This window comes from Syntrophobacterales bacterium (assembly GCA_031274925.1).
Classification (GTDB): domain Bacteria; phylum Desulfobacterota; class Syntrophorhabdia; order Syntrophorhabdales; family Syntrophorhabdaceae; genus PNOM01.
Map to the genome: position 1 here is coordinate 71,387 of JAISPL010000028.1, position 11,005 is coordinate 82,391.

Genomic DNA, 11,005 nt, shown 5'->3' on the forward strand with positions numbered 1-11,005 from the left:
AAGCAGCAGACATCCCGTTTCATGCTGGCTTCCTCGGGCCATCTTAAAAATTCGGTTTGTGTCATCTTTTTGGTGTGGCCACGGGAATTCAAACGCATGTATGCTTTCTTATGCGCTTCTAGAATGGGACCCTCCGTTACCTTTTCTATTGGGATCATTCATAGTGCCGATTTCATTGCGTTTTTTATTGCGGTCACCATAAAGGTGCTCACAATACTCGGTATTAACCATGCGTCTCGGAATGAAAAAACGTTTGCAGTTTTTACACTTCTTGATGGACGACTTACCAACTTCATGCCCTACAAATTTGAGCCGCAGTTTATATTAACATATCAGACTCAGAGGGACGCAAGTGGTAAGCCCACCAAGTTGAACCGTCTGCACTTGCCCGGAAGATTAATGGAGGCCCGTAACTTCGGCGGATGTGCTTTAAATTACGCTAATGTGGCGATCGGGGCTTCCTGCATCCACAATCCGTGGATGAAGTTGTAGAGCTCGTCCGACACCGACACCTTAAACGGCGTAGGATTCACCGGCCTGAGGTGGTCAGGCCGGAACTCCTTCAGTTGCTGAAGAACGTAATTCCTGGTGTCATGTATGCTCACTGGTTTCAATGGTTTCCAACCGTCCCAGTAAAGGCGGTGTAATGGACGAACCTCAGTCGGTACTACATATGCCCTCTTTGATTCCTCAAAGGGATGGCGGCAGAAGAATTTTTTCCCCGGTTGAGGGGCTTCATTACCCACCTTGATAATTACATCGAGAATGGGGGTGTGGTCCGCGCCGATAAGACGGTACCCCTCTTTTCTGCCCGGAATTGTAATCTTTCCTTTGGATAGTTTAATCCGCGGGTTACCGTTTATCATTACCAGTTTGCAGACACACCCCAATGCGGGTTGCGCCTCGCACGTGACCTGGTTCGTGCCGATCCCAAAAATATTGATCTCATGGCCCTGCCTCTGCATCTCTGTCATGGCAGTTTCGTTAATGTCGTTGCTGGCCGTTATGGTGAGCCCCGAGAAGTCCAAGTTCTGTTTCCTGGCTGCATCCTGAAATATCTTCCTAGTCTCTTTGGACACATAGGCCAGATCTTCGGAATCAATCCGTACTCCGATAGGTTCATATCCGAATTGCTTCAGGGCGGAGGCGACACAGATAAAATTTGGCACACCCGACCTGCGGGTATCATAAGTGTCGACGAGCGCCAGGAACCTGTCTGGAAAACCCTGAGCGTAGGAGATAAAGGCGGTCAGTTCTCCTTCGTTGGTGTTGGTATATCCGAGGGCGTTTCTTATTTGCAGGACAGCCTCCACAAAGTCCCTTTCCTGGCCCTCCGTATCGCGGAGATTTTTCGATTTCAGATCGTCTATTTCCTGAAATGACTGCACAAAAGAGTGGGCGTGGGTACCGACAACGGGAATTCCGAAGAGTTCGCCGGCCTTCACATTGCTCGTGGCGTTGAAGCCACCGATATAACTGTAGCGTGACGCTGAGACGCCGCCGTCAGGACCCTGTGCCCTTCTTAACCCGAATTCAATCAACTTTTTATCGAATCCTGCCAGCAATCTGAACCTTGCCGCCTGAGTGGCCTCCAAGCTCGGGTAGTTAATGAGACAAAGGATCGTTGTTTCAAGAAGCTGGGCAACCGCCAGAGGCCCTTCAATCCTGATAAGGGGCATGGGAGGAAATGTGAGGCTTCCCTCCTGAAGAGAATATATTTTTATCTTGGAACAATCCAGAGCTCTCAACCATTCAAAAAACTTAGGATCACACCCTTTAAGCGGCCCCTGTTTCAAGTATTCAATTTGACTGTCGCTAAATCCGAAGGAGGCGACGAAGTTGACCACTTCCTCAATGCCGGCAAAAACGGTAAACTCGCCGCCAAAGGGATTCCTTCTGAAGAATACGTCAAAGACCGCCGGCTGGTTCATCTTGTCGGCTTTCCAATAGGTATATGCCATGGTAAGCTGATACAAATCGGTTAATGTTGAATTGACCAAAGGGTTTATCGGGTGTATGCCTTTCATGTCCTAACTAATATACAATCATTTTTTACGAAGCCAAGGTTGTCAAATTTTTACTACTATTCCAGACTACGACTGCCAAGTCAAGAAGTCAATCTTTTTGTTGAAAAGAAGGGCCCGGTGTTACGGTCTGTAGGACTGTCTGATGGTAAATACCCTTCTGACAGCGGGTCTGTGTCGAGCGTCATGGTATCTTGTCGCTCCTGTTCTTCTTTGTCCCGTTTGCGTCGACATCTTGAACTACTCACCAGTTCCCGTACCTGATTAACCTGAGAGGTGATCTGGACCTACGAGCAATCTACGCAGAATAGGTCCATCATGGCGGTCCATCCGTAGCATTGGGGGTTGGGGCGGGGATATCTGAAAATCTTACCCATGTAAAAGCTATCTTTCTTGAACGGGACGGATACTGGGACGAGAGGTCTTGAGTATGTATGGATTGTCCTGCCTGATGAATGGCAATTGCATTCTTGCCTGCATTCACCGTGTTCTGCTTGTCCGCGGGTTCTCTTCATGGGCCGCAGCTTTGTTTTATCGATCCTTTATTCTTGTTGAATTTGGCATTACCTAAAATCAGTTTGCCATTACTCAGCCATATTTCCACCGGCTCCACCGACTCCTCCCGGATTTATATAAAGGCAGTCTTTTTTGTATTCTATTTTTTTTTCAGTTTCGATATGTCGGATAGGGGCTATAGTGTCCGAGACAGCACAAAATCATTATTCATGCGCCTCAAGAAAAACAGAGGGAAAAAGTAAAAGCTAAAAAGGCAGTCGTTGGTTGTTTGCTGTTAGTCGTTCGCTAAGAATGAAAAGACAGTGACTTGGTGCAAATAATGGAAAAGACTCCCGTTAGACATCGGGTTTGAAAAATTAATCAGAACAAGAAAGCACTTACTTTTTAGCTCCTCTTACTTGTTCTTGCAACTGTCTTTTCCGTATACACATAGAGGGTTTTCAACAATTCATCCACCGTTTGCTACTACGGATAGAGATGATGGAACGTGGTCACAGTGCCAAATTTCATCACCAGTGATGGTAAGTCAATTATATCCCGCAATAGGTCTTCTTCTCTGACAGGTATCAGGAAGAGAATCCTGGATGATCCTTCTTACTTTTAGGTTTTACCAGATTCTAAACTCGTAAAGAGTATGGAATTTAGTTGAAAGAGACATGAGGGGGGACTTATGTTGTTATAGTATTCTAGAAGAGACGGCGATCTTTATAGAGAAGTTTCAGTGGAACAGGAAGAGTTCCCTCAAAAAAGACTTCGGTCACTGGCAGGCCTCTCTTGGAGAGGCCTGCCAGTATGACGAGAGAGAATACTGAAGATAGGAAGATTACCAGGCGTATGGAGCGCTATAATAGACGAAACGAGAAGGAGAGTCGTATATTTGATATCCATGTTAAGGGTATGCCGGAACAGACTGCCAGAAAAAAGAGGATTGGAAGGGGGGATTCATGCCCATTTGAAATGTGCTATAATATATATGTACAAAAGGATAATAAGAGGAAAAGTTTATGGGTATGGTGCGAGAACCGGTTGTTAGCGGGACATTCTATCCCGACGACCCCAAGATACTTGCAGACAATATTCGCGGTTACCTGAGAAATGCGAAATTTGAGCGGATAAAGGGAGAAATAGTAGGTATAGTTTCTCCTCACGCCGGCTACATCTATTCCGGGCAGGTAGTCGCTTACGGGATGAAAGCTGTGTCGATGGGTTCCTATGATACGGTGATCGTCATGGGCTCTAGCCACAGGGAATACTTTGAAGGTGCGGCCATAATGGACGCGGGAAGGTATAGAACTCCCCTCGGCTCGGTGGATATAGATGAGGAACTGGCACGGGCGATTATGGACGAAAACAAGCTCGTCTTTTCGGATGCCGAGATTCATGGACCGGAACACTCCCTTGAAGTCCAGATCCCATTTCTGCAGACTGTGTTGAGCGGCTTCAAACTGGTCCCCATGGTGATAGGATCCCATGAAGGCGACATCTGCGCGTCGCTGGCTAGGGCGATCTACGAGGGGATAAGACGTGAGGGACGGCGACGACACATCCTTCTGGTGGGGAGTACCGATCTCAGCCATTACCACTCTTACGCCGACGCAATGAGACTCGACAAACTGGTGGTGGACCGGTTGGAAACTTTTGATATTCAAGGTATGATGGAAGATTTCAATAATGAAATCTGCGAGGCATGCGGCAAAGGCCCCATTATCGTTACCATGATGCTTTCTAGGCTGTTGGGGGCAGGGACTAGCAAAGTGCTGAAATATACCAATTCCGGCGATGTGTCCGGTGATAAGGGAAACGTTGTAGGCTATATGTCTGCTGTCTTTTACAGGGCGGAAGGGGCGATGGCATGAACAGCCTGTTAGATACAGATAAGGTCTTTCTTAAGAAGATAACTAAAGAAGCGATTGAAGCCGTTTTGTTCCACAGGGGGAAGGTCTTTTCGGAAGTGCCCGAGACCCTACAGGAGAAAATGGGCGCCTTTGTCACGTTAAGAACGAATAAGGAGGAATTGAGGGGTTGCATAGGCTATACCAAAGGGGTGCTGCCTCTCCACCAGACAGTCAGGGAGATGGCTGTACAGGCAGCTTTCCATGACCAGAGGTTTAAGCCGGCATGTAAAGACGAGTGGGATGATATTGATGTGGAAATATCGGTTCTCTCGTCTCTCAGAAAAATTAAGAGCCTGGAAAATATCAAGGTCGGTGTGCACGGTATACTCATAGAAAAGGGATTCAATTCGGGGTTGCTGCTTCCCCAAGTCGCTGTGGAGAACGGGTGGGACAGAGCAGCTTTTGTGGAATATGCATGCCGCAAAGCTGGGCTTCCCAAGGATGCGTGGAAGTCGAAAGAGATCAGTATTTACATTTTTTCCGCAGAGGTGTTTTAGAACAAGGATGGCGAAGAAAGAAGAAAAAATCGAAAGAGAGATGTCTATTGAAGACACAATAGAGAACCATCCCGAGGTTGTTCCTGTTTTCGAGAGACACGGATTGAGATGCGCAGGATGCAAGGCTGCGCTGTTCGAGAATATAGAGCAGGGAGCAAAAATCTACGGTATTGATATGGATGTCTTATTAGCAGATTTAAACGTGGCGATATCGGAAGACTGATTCCTTCGGGTGGCCAATTGTGCTGGCCAGATTGTACTGGCAGTCCGCGGCTGAATCCCGGCAAATAAACGAGTCGATTATTAGCGTGGCTGACCTTTGCGCATGAGCGACAGATTGAATATGAACTATCTGTGAAACCGAAAAAAATATATGCCGTAATCCTTGCCGCAGGAGTCTCGCGGCGGTTGGGGGTGAGCAAGCTGACCCTCGAAATAGATGGCAGGAGCGTTATAAAGCGGTCCGTTGCACCTTTTCTCATAGACGAGGTCGAAAAGACCTTTGTAGTGGCATCCATTGACAGGGCGAAGATAGCGAAAGAGTTAAGGTGTCTAGAGACTGTTGAAATAATTGATAATCAGCATTATCATGAGGGTATATCATCCTCGGTGAAAGCCTCGCTGCCTTATATAAAAGGAGCGGATGGAGTCTTCTTTCACTTGGGTGACAAACCTTTTGTGAGGCCTGACCAGGTGAAGACAATCCTTGAGTTTTATCTCCGTGGAACCAGAAATTTTGTAGTTCCCTTGTATGGAGGAAGAAAAGGACATCCGGTCCTTATGAACACAGAGCTGTATCTTAGCGAGATGGAGCGGCTAGAAGGTGACAAAGGACTCAGGGAAATCATAGATAAATACCTCAAAGATGTGGTATTTTTGGATGGAGATGAAGGAAACGTCTTTGATATCGATACCATCGAAGACATAGAGATTTTAAAGAGGATGGGCTATAAGATTGAAGAAAGTTAAAGTTGAAGATGCTTTGGGGATGGCGCTTGCACACGATATAACCGAAATTATCCCGGGCAAGAAAAAAGATGTGGCTTTTAAGCGGGGGAAAATTATAGAACAGAAAGATATTGAGAGACTTCTCGACCTCGGCAAAAGGCATCTCTATATTTTTGAAGGCGAAGTCAATGGGGTCCATGAGGACGAGGCTGGCATGAGGATTGCCCAGTCCATAATGGGCGGGAATATGGAACCCCTTCCGCCCAAGGAAGGGAAGGTAAGTATGAGAAGTACCGTGGACGGACTTTTCTACGTGAATAACAAATACCTTTATGAAATAAACCGCATTAAAGATGTGCTCGTGAGTACTGTGCCGAATAGACACCCCGTTAAAGTCGGCGATATTGTTGCTGCTACCAGGATCATTCCTCTTTATATAAAAGAGAAAGATCTGAAAAAGGTCGAGAGGGTGGGAGAGAAGGGTGTGATCAGGGTAAGCCCCTTCAGAACCATGAGAGTGGGTTTGGTTATTACGGGGAGTGAAGTCTATGCTGGCAGAGTTATGGACGGTTCAGCTGTAGTGGAAAATAAGATCTGTAGTTACGGCCTTGATCTCGTCGGCAAAATCATAGTCCCCGATGAGATTTCTTCTATCAGTGAGGCCGTACTGGCGTTTTTCGATAAAGATGCAGATATTGTTATTACTACCGCCGGACTTTCTGTGGATCCCGATGATGTAACTAAAGAGGGGATTGAGGCGACAGGAGCAGAAGTTCTCTTTTACGGAACGCCGGTTTTTCCGGGAGCCATGTTTCTTGTCGCACGACTGAAAGGGAAATATATTCTGGGTGCCCCCGCATGTGTGTATCACAGCGAGTATACAGTCCTTGATATTGTCCTGACGCGTATCATGGCCGGAGAGAGGATGCGCAAGACCGACATGGTCAAGTTGTCATATGGGGGGCTCTGCCTCCATTGCGACGTTTGCCACTATCCTACCTGTTTTTTTGGAAAGGGGCCGTGATAATGCCAGAGGGTAAATGGTCAGTTGCCCATAAAATGTGGGACCCGGTGATCGTTATAAAGGGAGCAGGTGATGTGGCGACAGGTATCGCCCACCGGCTGCACAGGGCCCGTTTCACCCATCTTCTTATGGTGGAGATACCCGAGCCGCTATGTGTGAGAAGGGCGGTGGCCTTTTCGGAAGCTGTATATGAAGGTGGGGCGGAAGTAGAAGGAGTAAAAGCAGTGTTGATAGACGGTTTGAGGCTTCTTGCAAAAGTTTGGGAGAAAGGGGCTGTGGCCGTCATGGTGGACCCGGAATGGAAAGCCGTTGAAGCCCTTAAGCCTCACATAGTCATAGATGCCATAATGGCGAAGAAAAATCTGGGAATCAGGAAGGAAGAAGCTGCGTTGGTGATAGGAGTAGGGCCGGGGTTCACGGCGCCTAAGGATGTTGATGTAGTGGTGGAGAGCAAACGCGGTCACGATCTCGGTAAGGCCTTATACGAGGGGTCGGCTGAGCCTTACACGGGATTTCCGGGAGAGGTGATGGGTTACTCAAGGGAGCGGGTTCTGAGGTCTCCAGTGGCAGGGATGGTGAAACACGTGAAAGCCATAGGTGACGAGGTAAAGAAGGATGACATCATCCTTTATGTGGGCGACAATCAAGTACTGGGACCATTCGACGGGGTATTGAGAGGGCTTATCCGGGAAATAAATGTGACTGCGGGTGAAAAAATCGGTGACATAGACCCTAGGGGGATTAAGGAATATTGTTACACTATCTCCGATAAGGCGAGATCAATAGGGGGCGGGGTTATCGAGGCTATCCTTCACTGGATCACGCGTCCGCATAAGGTGAAAGAAATAAAAAGACCTGGCGCGAAGCTGCAAAAATGGACCTGAAAAATATGGAAGCGAGGAGCCTATATGGAAGTTGGTGACGTCATAAAGGAATATCTGGCGAAAGGGATGACAGGTGCTGTCGCCACCATCGCGTATAAGCTGGGAGCAGCCCCCAGAGGGGAGGGGGCGAAAATGTTTGTAGGGGAAGACGGAAAGTTCTTCGGTACCGTGGGAGGAGGATGCTTGGAGGCCGAAGTGTGGCAGGAAGCGGGAAAAGTGGTGAAGACCGGGGAAGCCAGGTTCGTCCGTTACAGAATGAACGAGGAAGAAATAGAAAATGACGGCATGATTTGCGGCGGAAATGTGGATATTTTTCTGGAGCCTCTCCTTGAGCGTCACCGGGACCTTTATGATGTGGTCTCGAACCTCGAAAAGAAAGGGAGACGTGCACTAATAGTGACCAGGTTCGGAAAGGATTATTTTTCGAAATCCCTCATTGATACCTATGGTGGCCGTTGGGGAGACCCTATAACAGAAATTGAAGCTGAGGGATATAGACAGTTTTTTACCGAAAAACACCCTAAGGTTCTCGGGGACAGTACTGTAATTGAACCCATAAGCATCGCGTCTACGGTCTACATCTTCGGAGCGGGCCATATATCTCGGTACCTCGCCCAAGTTGTAAAGATGGTCGACTTTAACGTGGTAGTCATAGATGACCGAGAGGAATTTGCCAACAAGGAGCGGTTTCCAGATGCAGATAAGGTCATCGTATCCGATTTTCAAGCAGTGTTTGATGTCCTAGACTATGTGGGTGATGTGTATGTGGTGATCGTGACGAGAGGCCATAATCACGATGCCTATATTCTTGAGGAGGCACTGAAAAAACCTTCAAAATACATAGGCATGATAGGGAGCAAGCGAAAGATCCAAATGGTCTATGATTACCTGAGAGGTAAAGGTATTGAAGAAGTGGTTCTTAGAGCGGTGCATGCGCCGATTGGGGTCAAGATAAATTCCGAGACACCTCAGGAGATTGCGGTGAGTATAGTGGCGGAACTCATAGATATAAGGGGGGCATAAGGAGCCATTGATGGATGAAGAATTGACGCTTCTTGAAGAAATGGAGGATGGGGAAAGCGCGTTTACCCCGAGGAAAGGGGAAGCGCTGGAGGTGGTAGAAGAGAAAAGTTTTCCCCTTCCTTACGATCCGTTCAGGGCCTACCTTGCAGAAGTATCTAAACATCCTCTTCTTACCCGGGAAGAAGAGTTTGAGGTTTCGAAGCTCGTATACGACTGCAAAGACCGAGAGGCAGCGCAGAGGCTTGTCATATCAAATCTCAAACTGGTGATCAAGATAGCCCTTGAATACTACAATACGTATCTGAGTGTGCTTGATCTTATCCAGGAAGGAAATGTAGGGCTCCTCCACGCAGTAAAAAAGTTCAATCCCCATAAGGGCACCAGGTTTTCAACCTATGCCTCCTTCTGGATCAGGGCGTACATGCTGAAATTCATCATGGACTCTTGGAGTCTCGTGAAGGTGGGAACTACCCAGAGCCAGAGGAAGCTATTTTATAGGCTCAATAAGGAGAGACAGAAACTGGAAGCCTTAGGTATTTACCCTGCGGCACAACTCCTTGCCAGTACCTTGGACGTGAAAGAAGAAGAGGTCGAGGACATGCAGAAACGGCTTACCTACACGGACATCTCCCTTGAAACCCCTGTAAGTGATGAGAGTGATGATACAGTACTCAACATGATGAAAAGCGACGAAGATATTGAGGAGGTCATCGGCGATCGGGAGAACTTGGATATTATATCTAGGAAATTCAAGGAATTCAGGCGAACTTTGAATGACAAAGAGAAATTTATATTTGACCGGCGGATCGTTTCGGAGGAACCGGTAACACTCCAGGTAATAGGGGACAAATTCCAAATTTCAAGAGAGCGGGCCAGACAGCTGGAGAACAAGGTCCTTAAGAAATTCAAAGAGCGATTTGAAGGGGAGATGGAGAATCTCTACTTCTAACGGCCCGGATGTAGTCGGCGGCGGACCTGTCTTGAATGGTATGTCTGTGTCACTAAAAGGTTAAGATATATCCGAGCTTTTCGGTCACCAAAGTATAATAGTTAGTGACCAGCAGAATACCGATAACAATGAGGAGGGCGCCGAGCGCCGTCATGGAGTATTTGACCATGTGGCCGTATCGCTTCAAAAATGAGAAAAGCCTGTCAAAAAACAGAGCCGACACCACGAAGGGGATGGCGAGGCCCAGGGAATAGAGACTAAGGAGACAAATGCCCTTGAAAACGTTTTCCGATGTGGAGGCGATAATGAGAATGGAGGAGAGAGCCGGCCCTACGCAGGGGGTCCATCCTAAGGAGAAAGTGATCCCCACGATGAATGATCCTGCGAAACCTATAGGTTTTTTGTTGAGATGAATAACCTTCTCCTGGTTCAGGAACGGTGCCTTTATGACCCTAAGGTAGATCAGGCCCATAGCAATGAGAACCAGTCCCCCGAACCTGATTATGTATCTCTGGTAATCGAAAAAAAAACTTCCTATAAAAGAAGATGAAAAACCGAATGAGACGAATACGAGCGAGAATCCCAAGATGAAAGCAATGGAATGAAAGAGGACTGTTTTTCTGTATTTTGCTGCATCCGGAGATATATAATTGTCGAAGCTTATGCCGCTTATGAATATAAGGTACGAGGGAACGAGGGGCAACACGCAGGGACTGAAGAATGAAAGTAAACCCGATACAAAAGCTACCACGCTGTTAAAATCAGCGATGGTGATGAATCCGCCGAAAATCATAGACTAGTATTATTTTTTTCTGATAGGTTGTCAAATGAAATATATGTCGACCGCGATAGGCGCCAACACCACTCTTATGCTCATAACGGAGTCAGGAGCGACCGCATGGAGAGATGTAAAGTTTTCGTCTTTACGTCATCACCTAAACTGGGAGAGGAACTGAAGGCCGCCAGAATCATCCCTTAGGTTGGTGATGGACAGGGCTTTTCCGCACTTGTCCGCGGTACAGGAAAAAGCCAAAAAAACACAGGGACTGACCGCCATTAGGGAAGCTGTATTTTTTTAAATAAATTTGATTTAACTACTATATCCACATTCGACGAACCAAGACAAAATTTCCGAGAGTTTTCATTTATAGATAGATAATGCCATTGCTTGGTATTTCTCAAACCAAGACTCCAACGTCAGCATTTGCCATAATTTGAACGTCAAATCCACCATCGCAACTTTTT

12 protein-coding genes are annotated in these 11,005 nt (G+C 47.1%); 9 read left to right on the top strand and 3 right to left on the bottom strand.

Annotation, left to right across the window (positions count from 1 at the left end; translation table 11 throughout):
• Positions 1 to 108: 108 nt before the first annotated feature.
• Both LBQ00_05180 and pncB read right to left on the bottom strand, forming a co-directional pair.
• Positions 109 to 318 carry a DUF6076 domain-containing protein gene (locus tag LBQ00_05180; GenBank protein MDR2018250.1) on the bottom strand — a complete coding sequence of 70 codons (210 nt, stop codon included), beginning with the start codon at positions 316 to 318 and terminating at the stop codon, positions 109 to 111.
• A gap of 116 nt (positions 319 to 434) precedes the next feature.
• Positions 435 to 2,027, bottom strand: coding sequence for a nicotinate phosphoribosyltransferase (gene pncB / locus LBQ00_05185; protein MDR2018251.1), 1,593 nt, complete (start codon positions 2,025 to 2,027; stop codon positions 435 to 437).
• 1,169 nt (positions 2,028 to 3,196) lie between these two features.
• On the opposite strand from pncB, the gene LBQ00_05190 reads away from it, so the two are divergent.
• From LBQ00_05190 to LBQ00_05230, 9 genes are all read left to right on the top strand, one after another.
• Positions 3,197 to 3,352 carry a hypothetical protein gene (locus LBQ00_05190; GenBank protein MDR2018252.1) on the top strand — a complete coding sequence of 52 codons (156 nt, stop codon included), beginning with the start codon at positions 3,197 to 3,199 and terminating at the stop codon, positions 3,350 to 3,352.
• Positions 3,353 to 3,544: 192 nt separating this feature from the next.
• A complete protein-coding gene (gene amrB / locus LBQ00_05195) occupies positions 3,545 to 4,396 on the top strand; it encodes an AmmeMemoRadiSam system protein B (GenBank protein ID MDR2018253.1) in 852 nt (283 codons plus the stop codon).
• Positions 4,393 to 4,932: an AmmeMemoRadiSam system protein A gene (gene amrA / locus LBQ00_05200; GenBank protein MDR2018254.1), complete on the top strand. Its 540-nt coding sequence runs from the start codon at positions 4,393 to 4,395 to the stop codon at positions 4,930 to 4,932. The genes amrB and amrA overlap by 4 nt, the downstream gene beginning before the upstream one ends.
• A gap of 7 nt (positions 4,933 to 4,939) precedes the next feature.
• Complete coding sequence (locus LBQ00_05205; GenBank protein ID MDR2018255.1) at positions 4,940 to 5,155, top strand: DUF1858 domain-containing protein; 216 nt, start codon at positions 4,940 to 4,942, stop codon at positions 5,153 to 5,155.
• Positions 5,156 to 5,286: 131 nt separating this feature from the next.
• Positions 5,287 to 5,901 carry a nucleotidyltransferase family protein gene (locus tag LBQ00_05210; GenBank protein ID MDR2018256.1) on the top strand — a complete coding sequence of 205 codons (615 nt, stop codon included), beginning with the start codon at positions 5,287 to 5,289 and terminating at the stop codon, positions 5,899 to 5,901.
• Positions 5,888 to 6,904, top strand: a complete 1,017-nt coding sequence (locus tag LBQ00_05215) for a molybdopterin-binding protein (protein MDR2018257.1) — start codon at positions 5,888 to 5,890, stop codon at positions 6,902 to 6,904. The genes LBQ00_05210 and LBQ00_05215 overlap by 14 nt, the downstream gene beginning before the upstream one ends.
• Before the next feature lie 2 nt (positions 6,905 to 6,906).
• Positions 6,907 to 7,788 (top strand): EF2563 family selenium-dependent molybdenum hydroxylase system protein, encoded by an 882-nt coding sequence (locus LBQ00_05220; GenBank protein ID MDR2018258.1) that lies wholly within the window; start codon positions 6,907 to 6,909, stop codon positions 7,786 to 7,788.
• Between the two features lie 24 nt (positions 7,789 to 7,812).
• Entirely contained in the window at positions 7,813 to 8,811 is a 999-nt protein-coding gene (locus tag LBQ00_05225) for an XdhC family protein (protein MDR2018259.1), read from the top strand.
• Between the two features lie 10 nt (positions 8,812 to 8,821).
• Complete coding sequence (locus LBQ00_05230) at positions 8,822 to 9,760, top strand: RNA polymerase factor sigma-32 (protein MDR2018260.1); 939 nt, start codon at positions 8,822 to 8,824, stop codon at positions 9,758 to 9,760.
• A 52-nt stretch (positions 9,761 to 9,812) separates the two neighbouring features.
• Here LBQ00_05230 and LBQ00_05235 read toward each other — a convergent pair whose 3' ends face one another.
• Positions 9,813 to 10,553, bottom strand: a complete 741-nt coding sequence (locus tag LBQ00_05235; GenBank protein MDR2018261.1) for a cytochrome c biogenesis protein CcdA — start codon at positions 10,551 to 10,553, stop codon at positions 9,813 to 9,815.
• Positions 10,554 to 11,005: the final 452 nt, after the last annotated feature.

Bases quoted from the DNA above. Each gene is read 5' to 3' on its own strand.
- pncB (MDR2018251.1), bottom strand. From the start codon at position 2,027: ATGAAAGGCATACACCCGATAAACCCTTTGGTCAATTCAACATTAACC.
- LBQ00_05190 (MDR2018252.1), top strand. From the start codon at position 3,197: ATGAGGGGGGACTTATGTTGTTATAGTATTCTAGAAGAGACGGCGATC.
- amrB (MDR2018253.1), top strand. From the start codon at position 3,545: ATGGGTATGGTGCGAGAACCGGTTGTTAGCGGGACATTCTATCCCGAC.
- amrA (MDR2018254.1), top strand. From the start codon at position 4,393: ATGAACAGCCTGTTAGATACAGATAAGGTCTTTCTTAAGAAGATAACT.
- LBQ00_05205 (MDR2018255.1), top strand. From the start codon at position 4,940: ATGGCGAAGAAAGAAGAAAAAATCGAAAGAGAGATGTCTATTGAAGAC.
- LBQ00_05220 (MDR2018258.1), top strand. From the start codon at position 6,907: ATGCCAGAGGGTAAATGGTCAGTTGCCCATAAAATGTGGGACCCGGTG.
- LBQ00_05225 (MDR2018259.1), top strand. From the start codon at position 7,813: ATGGAAGTTGGTGACGTCATAAAGGAATATCTGGCGAAAGGGATGACA.
- LBQ00_05230 (MDR2018260.1), top strand. From the start codon at position 8,822: ATGGATGAAGAATTGACGCTTCTTGAAGAAATGGAGGATGGGGAAAGC.
- LBQ00_05235 (MDR2018261.1), bottom strand. From the start codon at position 10,553: ATGATTTTCGGCGGATTCATCACCATCGCTGATTTTAACAGCGTGGTA.